Source organism: Flavobacterium sp. 9, assembly GCF_002754195.1.
In the GTDB taxonomy this organism is placed as follows: Bacteria; Bacteroidota; Bacteroidia; order Flavobacteriales; family Flavobacteriaceae; genus Flavobacterium.
Map to the genome: position 1 here is coordinate 3,436,505 of NZ_PEEU01000001.1, position 23,771 is coordinate 3,460,275.

Below are 23,771 nucleotides of genomic sequence, written 5' to 3' on the forward strand. Positions count from 1 at the left end.
ATAGACTAAAGTTTACTTTTTAGGTAAAGCCTTAAATCCCATATTGTAAAGTGTGAACGCTTGAATATCTACATTTTCCTGAATTGATGCAGCAACAGACTTTCCAGTTCCGTGACCCGCTTTTACATCAATACGAATCAAAACCGGATTATTACCAATTTGTTTGTCTTGTAATTCAGCAGCAAATTTAAAACTATGTGCAGGAACAACACGATCATCATGATCGCCAGTTGTAACCATAGTTGCAGGATATTGAACACCTTTTTTAACATTTTGAACTGGAGAATAACCTTTGATGTATTCAAACATTTCTTTGCTATCCTGAGAAGTTCCGTAATCATAAGCCCAACCTGCACCCGAAGTAAAAGTATGGTAACGCAACATATCCATTACGCCAACTGCTGGCAAAGCTACTTTCATAAGATCAGGACGTTGTGTCATTGTTGCACCAACTAATAAACCACCGTTAGAACCACCGTGAATCGCTAAGAAATCTGATGAAGTATATTTTTGAGCAATCAAATATTCACCGGCAGCGATAAAATCGTCAAATACATTTTGTTTTTGCAATTTAATTCCCGCGTCGTGCCATTTTTTACCATATTCACCACCACCTCTTAAATTGGCAACAGCATAAATACCGCCATTTTCCATCCAAACTGCGTTTGCAATGCTAAAACCTGGCGTTAAGCTTACATTGAATCCGCCATAACCATAAAGAATAGTTGGGTTTTTACCGTCTAATTTTAATCCTTTTTTATACGTGATAATCATCGGGATTTTAGTTCCGTCTTTTGAAGTATAGAAAACTTGTTTAGATTCGTACTCTTCGCTTTTGAAATCAACTTTAGGTTTTTGGTATACTTCAGATTTACCTGATTTTGGTTCCAGAGAATAAATAGTTCCCGGAGTTGTATAATTTGTAAAGCTGTAGTATAATGTTTTATCGTGTTTTTTTCCACCAAATCCACCTGCAGTTCCTACCGCCGGAAGTTTGATTTCACGAATTAGTTTTCCGTTATAATCGTATTGTTGTACAAACGAAACAGCATCTTTAGTATAATTAGCAAAGAAATAACCACCACCAGTTGAAGGTGATAAGATGTTTTGAGTTTCCGGAATAAAATCTTTCCAGTTTTCAGGTTTCGGATTTTTTACATCAACAGAAACAACACGGCTGTTTGGTGCGTTTAAGTCTGTTTCGATAAACAATTTATTACCGTCATTTTCAATAATAGAATTTGAAGTATTAGAGTTGTCTACAATAGTAATAATTGGGCTATTTGCAACGGTTAAATCTTTAATGTATAATTCGTTTCCGTAAGTCGAATTTGCTGCAGTAATTACTAAAAATCGATCGTCATCAGTAACAGAACCGCCAACATATCTACGTTTTTGATCTGCACCAAATACAACTTTATCGTCTTTTTGAGAAGTTCCTAACTTATGAAAATACAATTTATGCTGATCTGTTTTTGCAGACAATTCGCTTCCTTTTGGTTTGTCGTAACTTGAATAATAGAAGCCTTCATTTCCGTGCCATGAAACACCGCTAAATTTTACATCGACCAATGTATCTTCCAAAACTTTCTTAGACAATGCATCAATAATGATTACTTTTCTCCAATCGCTTCCACCTTCAGAAATTGAATAAGCAGCTTTTGATCCGTCTTTAGAAAAATCTAATCCGCCAAGCGAAGTAGTTCCGTCTTTAGAAAAAGTATTTGGATCTAAGAAAACTTTCTCTTTACCATCTTGTCCTTTTCTGTAAATAACAGATTGATTCTGAAGTCCGTTATTTTTTGAATAATAAGCAAATTTTCCCTCAGTAGTTGGAGCGCCAATTCTTTCATAGTTCCAAAGTTTTTCCATGCGTTTTTTCAACTCATCACGGAAAGGAATTTTGTCTAAATAGCCATAAGTAACCTCATTTTGAGCTTTTACCCAAGCTCCTGTTTCTGCTGATTTATCGTCTTCAAGCCAACGATAAGGATCGCTCACTTTTGTATCAAAATAAACGTCAACAGTTTCTCCTTTTTTAGTTTCAGGATACTGAATCTTATTCTGTCCAAATGAAATTCCTGCGGTTGTGATAGCCATTATAAGAAAAGTTTTTTTCATAATTTATGTTTAACAGTAGTAGCAAAAATAATGCTTTATGTGAGATGGGTAAATAATATTTAACCGCAAAGCTTTGTAAATAATTTAACCGCAAAGTGCGCAAAGATTTTATTTAATTGTAATCGTTCGAAATCGCAAAGCCCGCAAAGCTTTGCGTACTTTGCGGTTTTATAAAACCCCTATGTTAAAAAAAACCTTGCGTACTTTGCGGTTAAATTAAAAAAAATTATAAGTTGAAATTAACTCCCAGAACGATGTTTCTTCCAATATTTGGAATACCGTCAGTTTTTAATCTTGAAAGGTGAGCAATGTATTTTTTATCGAATAAATTGTTTCCGTTTAGGTTCACATCAAAAGCATGTTTACCCAATTTTACCGTTCCGCCAAAACCAAGATTTACTAAAGTATAACCGTTTGAAGCCGTTTCGAAACCGCTTACATTATTCTGATTAAAAGTAGAAGAAACGTTTAAAGAAGCATAACCTTCCTGGAACCAATCTTTGATTTTGAATTCTGTTCTTAAAGTATTATTCCAATTGTTTGCCGGAATTAAAGGTAAATAATCACCGTTTTGTTTTTTACCGGTTACAGTTTCAAAACTTGTTTCAAAGTGCAACCAATCTAATGGATGCGGGTGAAAATGCAAACCAACTTCACCACCATACAAATTAGCATTGTCCTGAATATAAGCAAAAACATCATTATTATCACGTATTTCTCCAGTTGGCGAAGTATAGATATAGTTGTTTATATGATTGTAAAATCCGTTAATGAAAAACTCAAAATGCGTGTTTTTATACTCTAAATTTAAATCCGTCTGAACGTTTTGTTCTGTTTTCAAATCTCCATTTCCAATTTCATATCGGTTGGTTCCTTCGTGAACTCCATTAGAAGTTAATTCTGCTAAATTTGGCGCTCTAAATCCTGTTGCAACATTCAATCGAAGCGTTAAAGGTTCAGCGAGTTTTGTTTTATAACCCAAAGAAGCATTGAAACTGTCAAATGATCTGTCTAAAGCTTGGAAATAACCTTCTTCGCCTTCAGTTCCGTGTGCGATAGAAGTTATTTTTCTATTGTCAAAACGTAATCCGGCTTGCAAAACATTGCTTCCCCATTCGTAATTTGCGGTTCCAAAAGCACCAAAATCATTTGTTGTTGCGTCAGGAATTAAGTATTCTTCACCAGAATTTTTGTTCGTTTGATGCATTCCCTGAACACCAAAAATAGCTTCAATTTTACCAAATTTCGGAAAATGATATTTAGCATTATAATTAAAAGTATTCAGTTTCATATGAAGAGAAGCTTCGTTGCTGTCTTCAAACTCACTTCTGTCATTGGCGATATAACCTAAATCAACATCCAATTTTGAGTTTTCAAAAAAGATCACGTTGTTTAAACTCAATAAATGATTGAAGATTCCTTGTCTTGGAAACTCCGTGTTTTTGCTTGTAGATTGTTCTCCAATTCCGTTATCCGGCATTCCAAGATCAAGTTTGTTGTAATTATATCTCAAAACACTTGAAAAACTAGAGTTGCTATATCCAATTCCGGTTTTAAAATCAGTTTCATTATAACGTGTATTGGTTACACGTTCTCCGTCGGCAATTTTGTAATCAGAATGAGTGTTGAAACTTCCGCGAGCAAGAAATTTCCAGTTGTCAGTAGAAGTTTTTAATCCAATCGATGAATTACTTCCTTGCGTATTCGTGAAATATTTTTGGCTGAAATTAGCTTTAAAGGTATTCGCATCAGCAAATTTTTCAGGATTAAAATACAAAACTCCACCCAAAGCATCAGAACCGTATAATAAAGAAGCAGGTCCTTTTATGACTTCAACACTTTCGATTCCGGCATCATTTAAACCTAAACCATGTTCGTCTCCAAACTGTTGATTTTCAATACGAACACCTTGCGAATATACCAAAACACGATTTCCGCTAAGACCGCGAATTACCGGTTTTCCGATAGAAGTTCCTGTTGAAATCTGTGAAACTCCCGGAATTGTAGCCAAACCTTCAATCAAAGTCGAAGTTCCTTTTTGCTGTAGCGTTTTAATGCTTTCATGCTCGACTTTCATTACGTTTTGAGATTGTAATTTGTTGAAAGGCGTTGAAACTACAACTTCATCCATTTCAAAAATAGATTCCGTAAGCGTTACATCAAGCGTGTTTTCTTTTAATAATTTATTGATTGTTTTATTTTGAGTTGTATACCCAACAAAAGTAAAAGCAAGTCTAAAACTTCCGTTTGGAAGATTTTTGAATTCGTATTTTCCGTTTTCGTCAGTTTTCGTTCCTTTATGTAATTCAGGCGCATAAACAGAAACATTTGACACTGGTTTGTTTTCAAGATTGGTTACCGTTCCTGAAACAGAATTTTGAGCCGAAAGCAGGCCCGAAAACCCTAAAATAAGGGCTAATATTATTTTTTTCATTTGAAAATGATGCTATAGTTAATTGATTTTTTCTTTGAAAATAAAAACTAAAAAGAATAGTAACATTTGCCGATTCTGAAAGTTTCAGAATGGGGAAATCGACTAATTTTTTTGAATTAGATTAAAAAGATTTTGATTTTATTTCGAGTAATCGAAAATTTAAGAAACTATAGCCTGAGGCGGACCACGTAATAAATAAGCGCTTTCTGAAAACGAATATATTTTTTCTGAAAGAGTAAAGAAATAAGGAATTTCTTTATTGAATGTGTGAAATTGAAAGGAGATTTCGTCTGGAGAAATGTAACTTCCAAAAGCAAAATGACATACAAAACATACGTCATAATTATGGTGCTGATGCGTTATTTCGCCACTTGGATCACTGTAATCGTGATGACATTGCTTTTCTGAAAGTTGCTTTACAATATGCTCATAGCTGTGTATCGACTGAAACAATATTGAGAACAATATTGTTAGAGCGAAAGAAACACTTAATATGAGCTGCTTTTTCTTCATGCAAGGCAAAGGTATAAAAGAGCAATGAAAAAATGCACTGTTTTTTAGATTCTGTTGTTTATTTATTGAAAAAAGTGCAACAAATGGTTTTATTCGTCGTTAAAAAGAGAATAATTACTTTCTAATTGTCTCCTGAACTAGCATTATATTATATTTGTAAGTAAAATAAATATACCTTAAAAAAACGTTTACTTGAAAAACTCTTTAAAACCAAAATTCGATATGCGATTCCTTTTTAGTTGTTTGTTTTTAGTGTCGTTTTTAAATGGTTTTTCGCAAGAAGAGACAAAACCTAAAATTGAACCGATAGTAAAAATAGATTCATTATATCGTGAAGATCAATTTTATTTTTCGATTACCTATAATCTTCTGACTCAGATTCCGCAAGGCCTTAAACAGAATAAATTTTCTGCCGGACTTTCTGCCGGATTCCTGCGTGATATGCCAATCAATAAAAAAAGAACTTTTGCAATTGCTGCAGGTTTAGGATTAAGTTATCAGAATTATTTTCAGAATCTAACAATTTCTAAAACTCCTCAAGGAACACGAGCTTATGAAGTAAGTGATTATAATGATATTACATCAAATAAATACCGTCAATATTTAGTCGATCTTCCAATCGAGTTTCGTTGGAGAAATTCGACTTACGAAAGTTATAAGTTCTGGAGGGTTTATGCCGGAGTTAAATTGAGCTACGTTATAGCCAATAAATCGGTATTAGACAATGGCGAAGCGACTTATTCAGTAAAGAACAATCCCGATATAAATAAATTTCAATACGGAGTTTATCTGGCGACAGGTTATAATACCTGGAATGTTTATATCAATTATGGGTTAAATACGCTCTTTAAGAAAGACCTAAAAACGACTTCCGGACAAAATATTAATGTACAAACGCTGAATGCAGGATTGATATTCTACATTTTATAGCCATAAATACAGAAATAACAACTGCGGTAATATTCCAATAAACGTCCCAATTAATAACTCATTTGGTGAATGCGCTTCCATTTCTAATCGTGAAGAAGCAACAATTCCTGTCAATAAAATCAATAGCGCAGACCAATAAGGATTTTGCATTTGCAAATGAATATTCAGTCCAATTACAAAAATTGCAAATCCGCTAATCGCCATCATATGTAAACTTGCCTTGATTTTGAAAAGCGAACATATCAATGCTAAAATTGTACTAAACAAAGCGCCAAGAAAAAAGAAATGCAACTCCGGATAACGCGTAATCAGAATGCTTCTTTTTACCAGTAAAATATACAAAAAGCACTGTAAAATAAGCGGAATTTTGCGCTGTGAAGTTTCATGAACCATCACAGAATTTACGTGTCCGGTTGAACGTAATAATAAAAAAAACAAAACGGGAACCAGAATTGTAATAATCAGGATTTGAAATAAAACATAATATTTTTCCTGATTTGTAAATACGTCATTTTTACAAAAGAGATAAAATAATGTGGCATACATCGAGATGAAAATTGGATGCAGGATATAGGAAAATATAGGAAGTATTTTTTTCAAAACGTTGTATTTAGTGGTGTTAAGCAAATATAATGAAATAATGTTTTTTGCCACGAATTTCACAAACTTTCACATTTTTTTAATCTGATCAGGATTGGTTTCACGCTCCCGATAGCTATCGGGATTAAAAGATCTAAGACGATTTATGTGATAAAAAAATCTGCGCATATCTGTTTAAATCTGTAAAATCTGCGTGCAAAAAAAATTCGTGACAAGAAAAATAACCCCAAATAATTAGTGAAAATTTGTGAAATTGGTGGCAATCCTTTTTTTAAATTTGACAAAAGAAATCTTCTAAATGAGCATAAACCTAAAAAGCCTTATCTCAGTTCTTGACGCCAAATGGATTGGGTCAGACGCTGATATTTTTGTTGATCATATTTCGATCGACAGCCGTTCGTTGCAAAACGGATCACAAACGTTATTTTTTGCCTTAACGGGCGTTAATAATGACGCTCATTTGTATATTCCTGAATTAATAGAAAAAGGAGTTCAGAATTTTGTCGTGCAATATATTCCTGAGAATTATTCCGGAAAAGCGAATTTTCTATTGGTGAAAAATTCTCTGGATGCTTTGCAGGAATTTGCAAGTTATTACCGCGATCTTTTTGATTTTCCTATTATTGGTTTGACAGGAAGTAATGGAAAAACTATCGTAAAAGAATGGCTTAATTTTTTACTAAGCCCGGATTATAATATTATCAGAAGTCCTAAAAGTTATAACTCTCAGGTTGGAGTTCCATTATCGGTTATTGCGATTAATGCGAAACACAATCTGGGTATTTTCGAAGCCGGAATTTCGACCGTAAATGAAATGGTTAATCTCGAGAAAATTATTAAACCAACTATTGGTGTTTTGACCAATATTGGATCTGCGCATGACGAAGGTTTTCAGAATTTGGAACAAAAAATCAACGAGAAATTATTGCTTTTCAAAAAATCAAAAGTCATCATTTATCAAAAAAATGAAATTGTTGATTTGTGTTTAAATGATTTCGTAAAAGAAAATAATCTGACAAACAAAAAGATTTTCTCGTGGAGTTTTACAGATAATTCTGCCGATGTTTTTATTCTGAAAAAAGAAAACAAAAACGATACAACGATTATTCAATATCAATATAAAGGAGAAAATTTTAGTCTGGAAATTCCGTTCAGTGATTCCGCTTCGATAGAAAATGCCGTTTCTTGTTTACTGGTTTTGCTTTATTTTGAGTATGATTTTACTACGATTCAAAATCGAATGCAAATGTTGTATCCGGTGAGAATGCGATTAGAAGTAAAAAACGGAATCAACAATTGCAGTATTATCGATGATAGTTATAGCTCCGATTTTCAATCGCTAAAAATTGCTTTGGATTTTCTGGAAAGTCAGAAGAAAAAGAACGCCTCAAAAACAATTATTTTATCAGATATTGTTCAAAGCGGATTCTCAAATGAAGAATTATATACCAAAGTTGCACAACTTGTTTCTGACAATAAAGTAAATCGTGTTATTGTAATTGGATCGACTATTTCTTCGTTTGCAGCTAAATTTTCGAACTGTATAACTTTTCAAAATACAGCCGAATTTATTGCTCAAATCGATAGTTTAAATTTTAATAATGAAACCATTTTAATAAAAGGTGCGAGATCGTTTCAGTTTGAGCAAATTGTTTCTTTGCTCGAAGAAAAAACGCATGAAACGGTTCTTGAAATCAATATGGATTCTATTAGCCATAATCTAAATTACTATAAATCAAAATTAGCCGATGATGTAAAAATCATGGTTATGGTAAAAGCTTTTGGTTATGGAAACGGAGGTTTGGAAATCGCAAAATTACTCGAACATCATAAAGTAGATTACTTAGGTGTGGCTTTCGCCGATGAAGGAATCTCGTTGAAAAATGGCGGAATAAAATTGCCAATTATGGTTCTAAATCCTGAATCGACCAGTTTTCCTTCGATTATTCAGTATGAATTAGAACCTGAAATTTATAGTATAAAAGGATTAAATGCCTTTTTGAAAATTGCCCGTGAGAAAGGTTTAAAAGATTTTCCAATTCATATTAAACTCGATACCGGAATGCATCGTTTGGGTTTTGAAGAAAATAATTTAAACGAATTGATTGAAACTTTAAAAGGAAATTCATCTGTAAAAGTAAAAAGTGTTTTGTCTCATCTTGCAACAAGTGACGAAGAGAAGCATTTTGAATTTGTGCTTTCGCAGATTAATTTATTCGATAAATTGTCTTCAAAATTAATTTCAGAATTAGGTATAAATCCAATTCGTCATATCTTGAATACATCAGGAATCAGCAATTTTCCAAATGCACAATTTAATATGGTGCGTTTAGGAATTGGATTATACGGAGTTTCTAACGATCCGGCAGAACAAAAATATCTGGAAAATGTAGGGACTTTAAAATCGATAATTTCTCAGGTTCGTACGATTCCAAATGGTGAGAGTGTAGGTTACGGCCGTCGTTTTATGGCAAAAAAAGAAACCAGAATTGCGACAATTCCTATTGGTTATGCTGATGGAATTTCGAGATTATGGGGAAATGAAGTTGGATATGTATTAATCAAGAACCAAAAAGCGCCAATTGTTGGCAGCGTTTGTATGGATATGTTAATGGTCGATGTAAGTACGATTGATTGCAAAGAAGGAGATTCTGTGATTATTTTTGGCGAAAGCCCAACGGTTGTTGAAATGGCAGCGGCATTAAAAACGATTCCGTATGAAATTATGACCAGTATTTCGCAACGCGTAAAAAGAGTATTTTTTAGATAGATTTTGAAACTTTGCAGAAAATTCCGTATTTTCGATATCAATTTAATTATAAACTAAATAAACAATTATGGGGATGTTTTCAGAATTTAAGGAATTTGCAATGAAAGGCAACGTAGTCGATTTGGCTGTTGGGGTTATCATTGGAGCTGCTTTTGGTAAGATTGTGAGCTCGTTAATTGAAAATGTAATTACACCATTAATCTTAAAACCAGCATTAGACGCCGCACATTTGTCTACTATAGAAGAGCTGACGGCTTTTGGAGGTGTTAAGTACGGTTTGTTTCTTTCGGCAGTAATTAACTTTCTAATTGTTGCTTTTGTTTTATTCTTAATCATTAAAGGAATAAATCATGCAAAAAAGAAAGAAGTCGTTGTTCCGCCACCAGCAGGACCAACTCAAGAAGAGTTATTGACGCAAATTAGAGATCTATTAAAAAATAAATAATATACCGCTACACTAAGTCTAACTTAACCGCTTCTTGATTGAGGCGGTTTTTTTTGTGATGATTAGAAACAGATGTGGCAATTTTATTGTGGTATATTTAGAAGCAATGTTAACATAAATAAAGTGGATACTCAAACAGCAAAATATATAATCAATTACTTTCCTAATTTGTTGACAGATTTGGAACGAAAGGCTATTCGGCATAATAGCTCAATCTATAAACTAGAAAATGCAACTTCACACAATGCAAATTTGATAAAAGTTTATAAAGAAAAAGGTTGGCTTACTTCTGATCAAAATGTATTAGACTTGCTTGGAGGTGGTTATAAAGAGTTTGAGTTAAATGTTGCAAATAGAATTTTAGCTCAAAATCCTGACAAAGTATTCTTTAATAATTGTCCAAAATGCAACCAGCTTTCAAGGACTCCATATGCAAGGCAATGTCGCTTTTGCGGACACAATTGGCACAATTTAAGGGTTGCACAATTTAAACTTAACAACTCTTTTCAAATAACAGGAAGAGAATTTTTCTTGTTAGGCCAAGTAGTAAAAGGAGAAATTAAAACAGGACAATTTATAGACTTAACAATGTTGGGGCTTAATAAGAGACCGCAAATTGCGGTAGTTGAATTCGCGCTTAAACGAGAAGACGGTGAAGTTTGGGAAGATATTGGACTTGGAACAAACGAACTAACTGAAGAAGATAAAGAGTATTTAAAAAGTGTTGGTTCTTTCGGAACGCCTTTTGACATAATTTACGAACGTTAAAAGCAGTTGCTTGTAGTCAAGGATTTGGATTAATTTCTAAAATTGTTTGTTTTGTAACATTTTGTTATTTTTTGTGAAGCACATTGTTTTGTTTTTTATTATAGCTACTTTTGCGGAGTAAATTAGATTAATTCATACTAAAGATATAAAAATGAGAATAGCCGTTGTAGGTGCCACTGGTATGGTTGGCGAGATAATGCTTAAAGTTTTAGCAGAAAGAAATTTTCCTGTTACAGAGTTAATTCCTGTTGCATCTGAGAAATCAATTGGAAAAGAAATTGAATATAAAGGAGCAAAATATAAAGTTGTTGGATTGCAAACGGCAGTTGATATGAAAGCTGATATTGCAGTTTTTTCTGCTGGAGGAGATACTTCATTAGAATGGGCGCCAAAATTTGCAGCTGCAGGAACAACTGTTATTGATAACTCATCTGCATGGAGAATGGATCCAACAAAAAAATTGGTAGTTCCGGAAATCAACGCTTCAATATTAACAAAAGAAGATAAAATTATTGCAAATCCAAATTGCTCAACTATTCAAATGGTTTTGACTTTGGCTCCATTGCATAAAAAATACAACATCAAAAGAATCATAGTTTCTACTTATCAATCAATCACCGGAACTGGTGTAAAAGCGGTAAGACAATTAGAAAATGAGTATGCTGGAATTCAAGGCGAAATGGCTTATAAATATCCAATTCACAGAAATGCGATTCCACATTGCGATAGTTTTGAAGAAAACGGATACACTAAAGAAGAAATGAAATTAGTTCGTGAAACTCAAAAAATTCTTGGTGATAATACCATCAGAGTTACAGCTACTGCGGTTCGTGTTCCTGTTGTTGGCGGACACAGTGAAGCAGTAAATGTTGAGTTTACAAATGATTTTGATGTAAATGAAGTTCGCGAAATCTTACACAATACTGATGGAGTAGTGGTTCAGGATAATTTAGACACATTTACATATCCAATGCCATTATATGCAGAAGGTAAAAATGATGTTTTTGTTGGAAGAATCCGTCGTGACGAAAGCCAACCAAACACGTTGAACATGTGGATTGTTGCTGATAACTTGAGAAAAGGTGCTGCAACAAACACGATTCAAATTGCTGAATATTTAATTCAGGCAGGTTTGGTATAACTAGAGATTAAACAAAATTGTTATAAAGAGAAAGCCGTAATTGCAGCAATGTAATTACGGCTTTTTTGTTGCAGCGTTTTAATGAAGATACAATACTTTTGTTTTAATCATAAATTAGAAAAACTATGAGAACAGAAACTTGCCATTTTTGGCTTGGGAAATTTAAAACAGAAGAAGATTATTTTGATTTTGTAGGCGAAGACCAAAGCTATTATGAAAATGATGATGATATAGAGGATAAATACATATCTGAGTTTGCAAAATCTCAAGATGAGAATTTTTTAGATCATGATTTTATAGAAAGCGGATTTGAGAATGAAGATATTCCGTTTGAAGAGAAATTCTTGCAATATTCTTATGCAGAAGAATGGATTGTTGAAGCGAAACAAAGATTGGTTCCTCTAAATCAAAATTCGGAAGAAATAAATACGGTTGTGTTTATTTCGAAAAATCAAATTAAGAAACCAGTTTCGATAATGAATTCAAAATTTAATTTATTATATATTGGAGAAATCGAATATGAAATTTGAGTTTAAAGTTTTAAAGAAAATAACGAAAAGCGTATCTTAGCTAGTATAAATACAAAAGAAATGAACTTCGATAATTATAAAATAATTCCCAATTACAAGACCAATCAAACAGATTTATTCCTTGCTGAAAACGAAGATATTCTGGCTTGCGAAAAAACGCTAAATATCACTTTTGATAATGATTATAAAGAATATGTTTCAACTTACGGAAGCGGAATTCTTGGCGGAACTTATGTGCGAATCTATCTTCCGGAAACTATTATTTTGACTTTAGCCGAATGGAAAGACCGCATAACCGAATATTGGTTTTGGGATGAAGGAAAAGATGTTTTGACGAAAGACGAAGTTTTGAATTCAATCAGAATTGGAGATACGTATGACGGAGATGAAATTATCCTTTTTAAAAGCGAATATTTCATTTTACCAAGACATAGCGAAATGATTTATAAAGCAGGAAATACACTCGAAGAAACGATAACCTGGTTGTGTTCGTCAGGAATTTTAACCGAAGCATTTTCTGAAAGAGAATTTGAACCTTTTGATCCAGATGATTTGGCAAATAATTAAAAAGCATAAAAAAAGCGAGAACTTTAAATTCTCGCTTTTTTATTTTTTTAGTATTCAGGTGCTAATTCTAGCTCTAATCCTTCTAATTCTGTAGTAATTGGTATCTGGCAGCCTAAACGACTATTAGATTTAACATAAAACGCTTCCGAAAGCATAGCTTCTTCTTCATCTCCCATTTCTGGTAATGCAATATCATTAAGAACGTAACACTGGCAAGAAGCACACATTGCCATTCCTCCGCAGGTTCCTTCAACAGGAAGTTCGTATGCTTTGCATAACTCCATTATGTTCATTGCCATATCAGTTGGAGCTTGTAATTCGTGTATAACTCCTTCTCGATCTTTAATCTTTATTAATACATCCATTTTAATTATTTGGAATTTTGGTTCGGATTTGATAACATGAACAAATCCTTATTTAAATTAACTTGTTGGTTTTAAGCTAAAGGCGTATTCTTTTCTTTCGTTTCCTTTTGAATGTATTTTAATACCCAGAATATTACCTCCCTTATCTAAAATTGTTACTACGGCAATTATAGAATAATAATCTCTATCTGATTGGAAAATTAGAGTTCCTTCGTAAGTTGTATTTACTACTCCTTGTTTATCAGTTTGCGCAGCTAGTTTTCTTGGATGAGAAAATTCAGCAGAACTGTAGGTTGCTTTGTTTGAGAATTTTGCTTTTCCGTCACAAAGATCATATAAAAAATCAAAATTACCAATTCTAAGACTTCCTTCTTCATTGGCAGGTATTGTCGAAAATACAATTTGACCTGAATAGTTAAAATCTGACCATTCTTCATCTTCATTCAACCAGGCCTTATCTACAACTAATGTTGTTGCGCTTTGTTGAGCATAACTTACTGTCAGGAAAAAAAACAATAAAAATAGAGAGTAGTACTTCTTCATAAACTTAAGATTTAGAGGTTGTTTCACAAATTTAAGTTAAAAATGTAGAAAAACTGAACTAAAAGCCTTAAATCTTTGGATTGTTTTTTGCTAAATATGCAAATTAGTGCTTTATTCTTATTGCTTTTTTATGATTTTATAGGTCAAATTGCTTAAGCGCTATTATTCTTGTTAAATCAAGATCCTTAAAAAAGCGTAAAAAATACGGCTTGTATTACATAATATTTACCACAGTTTCAATTTGTGGAGCATATTTTTTTATTGTTGTTTCGACTCCTGCTTTAAGTGTCATTTGGTTTACACTGCAGCTAATACATGCTCCTTCAAGACGAACTTTGACATGTTTGTCATCGTCTATAGAAATTAGTGTAATGTCTCCTCCATCAGAATTTAAAAAAGGTCTGATTTCATCTAGAGCCAATAATACGTTGCTTGTTAATTCTTCTGTTGTCATAATTTTATCAATTAGAAAATTAGTCAATTAGATAATTAGAAAATTCACTTTGAAGTAAAATTATCTCATTATCTAATTTTCTAATTATCTCATTAGTATTGTCTTATTATCTAATTATTTTTTTACTGCTGAACAACCTGCCATAGTTGTAATTTTAATGGCTTCAGTTGCAGGTAAAGTATCGTTTCTGTTTACTGTTTCCTGTACAACATTTCGAGTTATTTCTTCAAAAATGGTTTCTATTACCGAAGCCGTTTGCAAAGCCGCAGGACGTCCATAATCTCCTGCTTCACGAATTGATTGTACAATTGGCACTTCTCCTAAGAATGGAACGTTCAAATCTTCTGCAAGATTTTTTGCACCTTCCTGACCAAAGATATAATATTTATTGTCAGGTAATTCTTCCGGTGTAAAGTAAGCCATATTTTCGATAATTCCCAAAACAGGAACATTGATATTGTCTTGCATGAACATTGCAACTCCTTTTTTAGCATCGGCAAGAGCCACAGCTTGAGGCGTACTAACTACTACAGCTCCTGTAATAGGCAATGATTGCATGATCGAAAGGTGAATATCTCCAGTTCCCGGAGGTAAATCGATAAGCATAAAATCTAATTCTCCCCAATCTGCATCAAAAATCATTTGGTTCAAAGCTTTAGCAGCCATTGGACCTCTCCAGATTACAGCCTGACTTGGAGCGGTGAAAAAACCGATAGAAAGTATTTTGATTTCATAACTTTCAATTGGTTTCATTTTTGATTTTCCGTCAACGGTAATCGAAGTTGGTTTTTCATTTTCTACATCAAACATAATTGGCATAGAAGGTCCGTAGATATCAGCATCTAAAACACCAACGCTAAAACCCATTTTTGCAAGCGTTACGGCAAGATTTGCTGTAACAGTAGATTTTCCAACTCCACCCTTGCCAGAAGCAACGGCTATTATATTTTTGATTCCCGGAATCGCCTTTCCTTTTATTTCGTTAGGATTTTCCTTGGCTTCAACTTTAATGTTTACTTTAACTTTTGCTTCAGAAGAAATCAAATCATGAATTGTCTTTTTGATATCGTCTTCGGCTCTTTTTTTAATGTGCATCGCCGGTGTATGCAATAGTAAATCTACCACAACTTCATCGCCAAAAGTTAGTACATTGGTAACAGCACCACTTTCAACCATGTTTTTTCCTTCTCCCGCTATAGTGATTGTTTCTAAAGCTTTAAGAATTTCTTTCCTATCTAATTTCATCTTAATCGTCTGTTTTCTATTGAGGGAAACCAATTAAAGAACTGTGTTTATTTAAACTGATTTCAGACTACAAAGATAACAGATTATGTTCGGATTCAAAGGCTTTTAAATTGTATTTCTTGATATTAGGATTGGTCAAAATGATTCTGAACGATTGTCTTTCTTTTCTTTGGAATAAAAAGCGACTAATTTTTATTTGATATCCCTAAACTAAAGTGTTTTTAAAGTTAAAATATATGAATTTTATGATAAATTTTCAGAAAAAGGTGATTAAAATGTCAATAATCTTAGCTATATTTGAGTACCCTAAATCTATGATTTCTAATGTTTAAAAAAGTATGTGAAAGCTTGTTTGTGGGTGAATTACGAGTTTTTGATATTTTTTAGTGAAATTATTTTCTAAATTTTAAATCTAAAAATATGCGAAATTTTACTTCTTTATCTGTAATTATTACCGTTAGTTTTTTGATGTTTTCTTTTGAATCTTCAGCAAAAAAAATCCCTTTAAAATATAAAGCAACGGAATCTAAAAGTGTTTCTTTCGATAAAAATTATGTTATAAACCTTACTGTAACTGAGGGCGCAATTAATGATTTTTATAAAAAATATCCCAAACTAAAAAAATATCAAAATGATGTTTTAGACCTTTATAAAAAGAAAGAGTTTAAGTCAATCTGGTATGATGACAGAAATATTAGTGAATTTGGTTCTTTATTGTATCATAAAGTAAAGCAACTAAATGAGCAGGGAATCAAAGCAACGATGCCTTACAGAGATTTGATAGATGATGTTTTTAATGAAAATGTAACAGAAGATTTACCTCAAATCGACACAGAACTTTTGCTGTCTAATATGTATGTGTTTTATGCCAGCAATGTTTATTCAGGAGTTGATCCCGCTACTTTAAAGAAGATTGGTTGGTTCTTGCCGACAAAAACAATTTCCTATACCAAAATATTAGATTCTCTTATGGTTGATCCTGCAAGATTAAACAAAGACGAGAATCTTTTGTATGGACAATATTATAAGCTTAAATCAGTCTTGCAAAGATACCGTAACATCGAAAAAAATAATCAATGGAAAAAAATAGAGATTGACAGTGCAAATTATAAAGACTTAAAACCTTTTGATAGTGGCGTTGCAGTAAAACAAATTAGAGAACGTTTGTTTGTTGTGGGAGATTTGGCGCAAGATTCTAAAAGAGATGTATATGACGAGGAAATGATGGCAGGGATTTTAAAATACAAAAAACGATACGGACTCACCTTAAATTATACATTAACCAGAGATCATATCAATCAAATGAATGAGCCAATTGGCAAAAGAATTAAAACTATAATGCTAAATATGGAACGTTGTCGCTGGATACCGGCAAATCTGGCACAGGCGAATGAATATATAATGGTTAATATACCATCGTTTAGGCTGGTTTATGTTAAAAATGGAAAATATGATTTAGTATCAGACGTTTTTGTGGGAACCCGAATGACCGAGACAGTAATCTTTAGCGGAATGATGGACAGAATTGTATTTAGTCCGTATTGGTATGTTCCGCAAAGTATCATTAAAAATGAGCTAAAACTCAAAATGGCCGAAGATAAAAATTATCTCGCAGATCATAATATGGAATGGAATGGAGGGAATGTTCGACAAAAACCAGGACCTAAAAACTCTTTGGGATTAGTTAAATTCATGTTTCCAAATCCGAATGATATTTATCTTCATGATACTCCGGCAAAAAGTTTGTTTGAATTTGAAAAACGTATTTTTAGCCACGGTTGTATCAACGTAAAAGAAGCAAAAAATTTGGCACTCGAAATCTTAAAAGACGATCCGGATTGGCCAGTTGATAAAATAAATCAGGCAATGAGCGGCGAAAAAGAAACAACTTGCAAGCTTAAAAATAAAATTCCAATCTATATAGGTTATTTTACAGCTTGGGTAAATGACGATGGCGAAATTGGTTTTTATCCTGATGTATACGACAGAGACCCACAATTGGATAAATTACTGTATTCAGATTCTGTTGCTTCAAAATAAGATATTCAGTTATTAAATAATAATAGAGAAACCCGTCAGATTAATAAAATCTGACGGGTTTCTTTAAAAAAAATGGTCTACAAGTTTATTCGTATTTTAAGTATTTTAAGATATCTATTTTAGTAACCTGATAAGCTTTTGTCAAGACAATTAGCAAAGTCAGAACCATTAAAGAAATCAGTGCAATAGTAAACGGAAAAACCGAAACACCGATTCTGAAAGCAAAATTCTCAAGCCATTTTTGTAATAAAATGTAAGCCGGAATAATTCCGATAGCAAATCCTATTAAGCAAAACAGAACATATTGTTTAGATAATGCTTTTAATAAAACATCTGTTTCGGCGCCCAAAGTTTTTCTGATCGCAATTTCTTTTAATCTTCTTTCCATTGAGAATGATGCTAAAGCAAACAATCCAAAAATGGCAATGATGATTACAACAAGATTCAAAATGAAAAACAAATCCTTTTGTTTTACTTGTTCTTCATAAGTTTTGGCAAATCCTTTATTGACAAATTCATAATCAAAAGGATAATCAGGGTTTACATTTTTCTCCCAATATGTTTTTAGTTTAGCTAAAGTTTCAGTCAGATTATTTGGAGAAACTTTTACATAAACATTATCAAAGTTATTCCATTTTAGAGTTTTAAGATTAATAAAAACCATTGGCGGAACCTTATTCTGAAGTCCTGTAATATTAAAGTCTTTGACAATACCAACCACTTTAAATTTTAAGTTTCCTTTTTCATTTCCCCAACCTGATGTGATTACTGTATTTATAGGGTTTTTAAGTCCTAATGTTTTAGCCAGAGTTTCATTTATTAACCAATTATCAATAGTGTCAGAAGCGAATTTAGGAGATAAATTTCGGCCTTCGACAATTTTAATTTTCATCATTTCCAGAAAACCAAAATCCATTTCTACGTTTCGTGGCTGAACAAAAACACCATTGTGTGTAAAACCGGAACTTGAGTTTGTGCTGTTCCCAAAAGTACCCGCAAAAGTAGAAACATCCTCAACTCCTGACATTTTACTGATTTCTTGTTTTGCAGTAAAATATTTCTGAGCCTTATGGTTATAATCTGTAGATTTAAAAGGAATTCTGATAACCTGATCACCGCTAAAACCAAGATTTTTATTCATCATATAATCAACCTGAGAATTTACAATTAAGGCACCAATGATGAAAAAAGCTGCAATTCCAAATTGAAAAATAAGCATTGAATTTCTAATCCAGATACCACTTTTACTTCTTGAAAAGTTTCCTTTTAAAACCTTCAAAGTTTCAAAATTTGAGATATAAACGGCTGGAAAAATACCTGCAAGAATGATTACTAATCCAAATATGAAAAGAAGCTGCAGATAAAATTCGCTGCCATTCATAGTCAAAGATTTCTTCAAAAAGGTATTATAGTAAGGTAAAGAAAGTTCTACGATTGCCAGCGCAAAAATAATTGCCAAAACAACAATTATGGCAGTTTCAAAAATAAACTGAGCAATAATTTGATTTTTGCTTGCGCCAACAATTTTACGAACACCTACTTCTTTGGCACGTTTTATAGCCGAAGCTGTTGCTAAATTGATATAATTTACAAGCGACAAAATCAAAATCAAAACAGATAATCCTGCCATGATATAAAGAAGCTGTAGATTTCCTTTTCCTTCAGGAGTTGTAGATCCGGAAGCTTTTGTGCCATGCAGGTGTAAAGTTTTTAACTGATCAAGAATAACTTTGATTTCGCCATTTTCTTTGATGTATTGCGCCACCGTTTGACCACTTTCTTTAGCATCTTTTAAAGTTCTGTTTACATAATTAACATTATGCATTTTCTTTAAAACTAAAGCAGGATCCACATCTTTTTTGATTTTGATCATCAAGCCATAATTAAAATTTCCCCATTGGTTGAAATCCTGTTCACGCACAAGTCCGCCAAAAACATAATTTGGTTCAAAAGACGACGGTTTTACAATGCGATAAACAGCTTTTACGATATAAGATTTATCGTTGTAAGAGATTGATTTTCCAATTGGATCATCATTTTTAAAAAGTAAATTCGCTTGTTCTTCTGCAATAGCGACACTATTTTTTTCTTTTAAGATGGCTTTTTTATCCCCTTTTATAATTGGAAAAGGGAAAAAATCAAAAAAGTTCTCATCAGAAACCATGATTTTTTTATCGATTACTTTTTGATTCTGATATTTTATAACAGACTCACCGTACCAAATGTTTAAAAAACAAATTTGTTCAATTTCCGGAATCGTTGCTTTACAGGTTCTTCCAAAAGGAATTGAACTTGTTGCCCAAGTATCTCCAGTTCCACCAATTACATTCAAAACCTGATAAGAGTTTTCTTTTTCGGGATTCCATTGATCGTATGAGTTTTCGTTGTTCCAATATAAAATTGCAAAAATAACTCCCGCAATTCCAATGCTTAAGCCAAGGACATTTAAAAACGAAAACAATTTGTTTTGCTTTAAATGATAAATAAATATTTTAAACCAGTTAAAAATCATTGCTTATTTTTTTATAGTTCTTTGATTAGTTTTAGATAATAGCCAATATTTTGCAAACAAAACCTACCAGGAAAGTGATTACAGTTATAATAAAGTTGATCATTTTAGAATTATTTAGCGTCCATAAAAACATCTACATTTCTCTGATTTAATCGCTCAGAGAATATAACACCATCTTTCATATGAATCGTTTTTTGCGAAAACGAAGCATCATAATCAGAGTGCGTAACCATTAAAATTGTGGCGCCTTTTGCATGCAAATCAGTCAAAAGCTCCATAACTTCATTACCATTCTTGCTGTCCAGATTTCCGGTTGGCTCATCGGCAAGAATGATTTTTGGATCATTTACCAAAGCTCTTGCAACAGCAACTCTTTGTTGTTGTCCTCCCGAAAGTTGTTGCGGATAATGTTTCAAACGATGCGAAATATTTAGTTTCTCAGCAATAGCTTCAATTTTTTGTTTTCTTTCAGATGCTTTCACATTGTTGTAAAGCAACGGCAATTCGATATTATCATAAACAGAAAGTTCATCGATCAAATTGAAATTCTGAAAAATGAATCCGATATTTTCTTTACGAACCTGAGCTCTTCCTTTTTCTTTTAAGCCAATCATTTCCTGACCTAATAATTTATAACTTCCGCCATTAGCGCCGTCCAAAAGACCAATGATATTCAGTAAAGTCGATTTTCCGCAACCAGAAGGTCCCATGATAGTTAAAAAATCACCTTGTTTAATTTCTAAATTAATGCCACTCAAAGCTGAGGTTTCTACTTCTTCAGTTCTAAAAACTTTGGTTAAATTTTGAATTGTTATCATATTTTTTAAGGTTTTAATTGTTGTTGATTATGTTTTTTGATTGATGATTGAAATTAATTGTAAATTGTTAATTATGAATTATTAATTGCGTATTGATGATTTTGATTGATGATTGAAACTTATCGTTAATTATGAATTGTGAAATGGGTTTAAAACTTGAAACTTGAAACCTGAAACTTGAAACAAATTTACTGCGCCTGCGAGTTACTAATGGATAACTCTTCAATGTCTTTATAATCTACATATGAAGAAGTAATCACAGATTCACCTTCTTTTAAGCCATCCAGAATCTCATAATACGAAGGATTTTCTCTGCCTAGTTTTATGTTTCTTCTTTCGGCTTTATTGCCTTTAACTACAAAAATCCATTTTCCAGCAGTTTCCTGATTAAAGCTTCCTTTTGGGATAACCAAAGTTTTATTCTTTTCAGACAAGATCAATTTTACGCCAAAACTTAATCCGTCTTGTAAAACAATTTCTTCCTTAGATACAAAAGCCAATTCTACAGTAAAATGACCGCTTTTAACTTCAGGGATTACCTTTGTAACTAAAACTTCAAGAATTTTTCCTTTAAATTCGACTTGACCTTTTAAACCTTCACGAACTTTTTCCAGATAAAATTCATCAACATCAGCCGTAAGTTTGTAACCACGTTTTGAATCTATTTTTCCAATGCTTTCTCCAGCCTGAAAGGTTTTACCCAAAACAGGTTCAAATGAAGTCAATCTACCAGTTTCCGGAGCAGTAATTAAGAAGTTCTTTTTGTTGTTTCTTAAAATATCCAAACTTTTCTCCATAGTTTGAATCGAACGATTTATTTGCGAAATCTGAATTTGATTCGTTTGTTTTTCTTTCTGAATACTTTGCTGAATCGTTCTTTTGCGTTCTTCCTGAAAACGAAGACTTTCTTTAAACGTATTCCAGTCATTTTTAGAAATCACCTCTTTATCATATAATTTGGCGTTCATATCATACAATCTTTTGGCGTCATTATAATCATGTTCGATTAAAACCAAATCTTTATTAAGGCTTAATTCCTGATTTCTAATATTCAGTTTTCCGGTATTCAAATTATTGATTTGCTCAATAATTGCCGTTTCCTGAGTCAGGTAATTAAGTTCTGTGTTTGGGTTGTATAAACGTGCCAACGATTGTCCTTTGGTCACCATTGCACCATTTTCGACAAAAATCTCTTTTACAGATCCGCCTTCAGTAACATTTACTAACATTACATTTAGAGGCTCAACTTTGGCCTGAAAAACGACGAAATCTTCGAAAAAAGCTTTTTCGATTTTTTGAATTGAAAGCTCATCTGATTTTACATTCAGACTTCTTTTTGTACTAAACGAGAAAAAGATAATAACAGCCAAAACTAAAAAAACAGTAATTGCTATTGTCAGATATCTAAATTTTCTATTTTTACGAGGGATTACCTTGTCCATTTTTTAAATAATTTACTGATAGTCAATAGGTAAATACTGTGCCATAAAATTTATTATTTGTAAAGCCTTGATTTTAAAGAAGCTTTGGAAACCAGTTAAAAAAATGACTGTTCGATAATGAACAGTTGACCGTTCGATATCGGACAAAAAAAGACAGCATGCGAAAAAAACAAGCCCAAATATTAGTTGTTGACGATCAGGAAGAAATTCTTTTTTCGGCAAAAATGATTCTCAAAAAGCATTTTGAAACTATTTTCACGACAAATAGTCCGAAAAAAATCATTTCGCTTTTAAGTGAAAATGATATAAATGTGGTTTTATTAGACATGAATTACCGAATTGGTTTTGAAGATGGGCGAGAAGGAATTCATTGGCTAAAAGAAATTAAAACACTTTCGCCACAAACAATTGTGATTTTAATGACCGCATTTGGTAAAATTGAAACAGCTGTTGAAGGAATAAAAATTGGAGCTTTTGACTATGTTTTAAAGCCTTGGCATAATGAAAAATTACTTGAAATAATAGATAAAGCTGTTGTCGAAAGCAGAAAAAACACCAAGAAAGTTGTTGTCGAAAAAACCGAGAAAAGATACTTCGTTGGAACTTCACAAAAAATAAAACAAGCTTATTCTATTGCTGAAAAAGTGGCTAAAACCGATGCTAATGTTTTGATTTTGGGCGAAAATGGAACCGGTAAATATGTTTTTGCGGAGTTTATTCATGAGAATTCAGAACGTAAAAATCAACCTTTCGTTCACGTTGATTTAGGTTCTTTGAGTGATAATTTATTCGAAAGTGAACTTTTCGGATACGCAAAAGGAGCTTTTACAGATGCCAAAATAGATACACCCGGAAGATTTGAAATGGCTTCAGGAGGAACTATTTTTCTGGATGAAATTGGGAATATTCCACTTCATCTGCAAGCTAAATTATTACATGTTCTGCAAACTAAAACCGTTACGCGTTTGGGCGAAAGCAAAGCCAGACCATTAAATGTTAGAATTGTTGCGGCAACAAATAGTGATATTAAAGCTGAGGTAAAAAACAAAACATTCCGCGAAGATTTATTGTACCGAATCAATACAATGGAAATTTATTTGCCATCATTGCGCGAACGAAAAGATGATATTGTTCCAATGGCTCATTTTATTCTAGATCAAATTGCCGAAAAATACAATCATGGTCCCGAAGCTTCGGGATGGAAATTTGACGATAATGTCGCGCCATATTTAGAAAAATATCCATGGAAAGGAAATGTGCGTGAAATGGAAAATAAGATCGAACGCGCCTTGATTTTGGCTGATAATAATACAATTTCTGTTCATGATTTAGATATTTTGAACTTTGAAGATTTTCAGGAAAACGACGAAAATCCATTATCTGAAATGGAAAGAAATGTGATCGAAAAAGCCCTATTTAAACACAACGGAAACATAAGTAAAACAGCCGAAGAATTAGGTTTGTCAAGAGCTGCATTATATCGAAGAATTGAAAAGTACGATTTAAAAAATATTTAAACACAGTGTGATTTTA

The 23,771-nt window shown here is 32.6% G+C and carries 20 protein-coding genes; 9 read left to right on the top strand and 11 right to left on the bottom strand.

Translation table 11 applies throughout. The features are described from left to right. Positions 1–12 precede the first annotated feature (12 nt). The 3 genes from CLU81_RS14155 to CLU81_RS14165 all read right to left on the bottom strand — a co-directional run bounded on the left by CLU81_RS14155 (position 13) and on the right by CLU81_RS14165 (position 5,068). Entirely contained in the window at positions 13–2,121 is a 2,109-nt protein-coding gene (locus CLU81_RS14155; RefSeq protein WP_099710401.1) for a prolyl oligopeptidase family protein, read from the bottom strand. A gap of 226 nt (positions 2,122–2,347) precedes the next feature. After that, a complete protein-coding gene (locus tag CLU81_RS14160) occupies positions 2,348–4,555 on the bottom strand; it encodes a TonB-dependent receptor (RefSeq protein WP_099710402.1) in 2,208 nt (735 codons plus the stop codon). Between the two features lie 159 nt (positions 4,556–4,714). After that, a complete protein-coding gene (locus CLU81_RS14165) occupies positions 4,715–5,068 on the bottom strand; it encodes a hypothetical protein (RefSeq protein WP_099710403.1) in 354 nt (117 codons plus the stop codon). 192 nt (positions 5,069–5,260) lie between these two features. Here CLU81_RS14165 and CLU81_RS14170 point away from each other — a divergent pair, with 192 nt between their 5' ends. After that, positions 5,261–5,998, top strand: a complete 738-nt coding sequence (locus CLU81_RS14170; RefSeq protein WP_369804795.1) for a porin family protein — start codon at positions 5,261–5,263, stop codon at positions 5,996–5,998. Here the strand turns inward: CLU81_RS14170 and CLU81_RS14175 are convergent. Further along, entirely contained in the window at positions 5,993–6,598 is a 606-nt protein-coding gene (locus CLU81_RS14175) for a hypothetical protein (RefSeq protein ID WP_233209709.1), read from the bottom strand. The genes CLU81_RS14170 and CLU81_RS14175 overlap by 6 nt on opposite strands. A 298-nt stretch (positions 6,599–6,896) precedes the next feature. On the opposite strand from CLU81_RS14175, the gene CLU81_RS14180 reads away from it, so the two are divergent. From CLU81_RS14180 to CLU81_RS14205, 6 genes are all read left to right on the top strand, one after another. After that, on the top strand, positions 6,897–9,368 hold the full coding sequence (locus CLU81_RS14180; protein WP_099710404.1) for a bifunctional UDP-N-acetylmuramoyl-tripeptide:D-alanyl-D-alanine ligase/alanine racemase: 2,472 nt from the start codon (positions 6,897–6,899) through the stop codon (positions 9,366–9,368). A 67-nt stretch (positions 9,369–9,435) separates the two neighbouring features. Then, entirely contained in the window at positions 9,436–9,813 is a 378-nt protein-coding gene (gene mscL, locus CLU81_RS14185) for a large conductance mechanosensitive channel protein MscL (protein WP_099710405.1), read from the top strand. Between the two features lie 123 nt (positions 9,814–9,936). Continuing rightward, positions 9,937–10,581, top strand: coding sequence for a hypothetical protein (locus CLU81_RS26975; RefSeq protein WP_199174569.1), 645 nt, complete (start codon positions 9,937–9,939; stop codon positions 10,579–10,581). Between the two features lie 151 nt (positions 10,582–10,732). Next, positions 10,733–11,722, top strand: coding sequence for an aspartate-semialdehyde dehydrogenase (locus tag CLU81_RS14195; RefSeq protein ID WP_099710406.1), 990 nt, complete (start codon positions 10,733–10,735; stop codon positions 11,720–11,722). Between the two features lie 125 nt (positions 11,723–11,847). Continuing rightward, positions 11,848–12,252 (top strand): immunity 22 family protein, encoded by a 405-nt coding sequence (locus CLU81_RS14200; protein ID WP_099710407.1) that lies wholly within the window; start codon positions 11,848–11,850, stop codon positions 12,250–12,252. Between the two features lie 60 nt (positions 12,253–12,312). Then, positions 12,313–12,819 (top strand): SMI1/KNR4 family protein, encoded by a 507-nt coding sequence (locus CLU81_RS14205; RefSeq protein WP_099710408.1) that lies wholly within the window; start codon positions 12,313–12,315, stop codon positions 12,817–12,819. Positions 12,820–12,866: 47 nt separating this feature from the next. Here CLU81_RS14205 and CLU81_RS14210 read toward each other — a convergent pair whose 3' ends face one another. The 4 genes from CLU81_RS14210 to CLU81_RS14225 form a co-directional block, all read right to left on the bottom strand. Then, positions 12,867–13,184, bottom strand: a complete 318-nt coding sequence (locus tag CLU81_RS14210) for a 2Fe-2S iron-sulfur cluster-binding protein (RefSeq protein ID WP_099710409.1) — start codon at positions 13,182–13,184, stop codon at positions 12,867–12,869. Positions 13,185–13,241: 57 nt separating this feature from the next. Beyond that, complete coding sequence (locus CLU81_RS14215) at positions 13,242–13,727, bottom strand: hypothetical protein (protein ID WP_099710410.1); 486 nt, start codon at positions 13,725–13,727, stop codon at positions 13,242–13,244. Between the two features lie 214 nt (positions 13,728–13,941). Continuing rightward, on the bottom strand, positions 13,942–14,181 hold the full coding sequence (locus tag CLU81_RS14220) for a NifU family protein (RefSeq protein WP_026982674.1): 240 nt from the start codon (positions 14,179–14,181) through the stop codon (positions 13,942–13,944). A 114-nt stretch (positions 14,182–14,295) separates the two neighbouring features. After that, positions 14,296–15,426 (bottom strand): Mrp/NBP35 family ATP-binding protein, encoded by a 1,131-nt coding sequence (locus CLU81_RS14225; protein ID WP_099710411.1) that lies wholly within the window; start codon positions 15,424–15,426, stop codon positions 14,296–14,298. 420 nt (positions 15,427–15,846) lie between these two features. Between CLU81_RS14225 and CLU81_RS14230 the strand changes: the two genes are divergently transcribed. Further along, positions 15,847–17,466, top strand: a complete 1,620-nt coding sequence (locus CLU81_RS14230; protein WP_099710412.1) for a murein L,D-transpeptidase — start codon at positions 15,847–15,849, stop codon at positions 17,464–17,466. 85 nt (positions 17,467–17,551) lie between these two features. On the opposite strand, the gene CLU81_RS14235 is transcribed toward CLU81_RS14230, so the two are convergent. The 3 genes from CLU81_RS14235 to CLU81_RS14245 all read right to left on the bottom strand — a co-directional run bounded on the left by CLU81_RS14235 (position 17,552) and on the right by CLU81_RS14245 (position 22,238). Next, positions 17,552–19,978: an ABC transporter permease gene (locus CLU81_RS14235; protein WP_099710413.1), complete on the bottom strand. Its 2,427-nt coding sequence runs from the start codon at positions 19,976–19,978 to the stop codon at positions 17,552–17,554. Between the two features lie 110 nt (positions 19,979–20,088). After that, a complete protein-coding gene (locus CLU81_RS14240) occupies positions 20,089–20,796 on the bottom strand; it encodes an ABC transporter ATP-binding protein (RefSeq protein ID WP_099710414.1) in 708 nt (235 codons plus the stop codon). 188 nt (positions 20,797–20,984) lie between these two features. Further along, positions 20,985–22,238: an efflux RND transporter periplasmic adaptor subunit gene (locus CLU81_RS14245; RefSeq protein ID WP_099710415.1), complete on the bottom strand. Its 1,254-nt coding sequence runs from the start codon at positions 22,236–22,238 to the stop codon at positions 20,985–20,987. Between the two features lie 158 nt (positions 22,239–22,396). Between CLU81_RS14245 and CLU81_RS14250 the strand changes: the two genes are divergently transcribed. Next, positions 22,397–23,755, top strand: a complete 1,359-nt coding sequence (locus tag CLU81_RS14250) for a sigma-54 dependent transcriptional regulator (protein ID WP_099710416.1) — start codon at positions 22,397–22,399, stop codon at positions 23,753–23,755. Positions 23,756–23,771 lie beyond the last annotated feature (16 nt).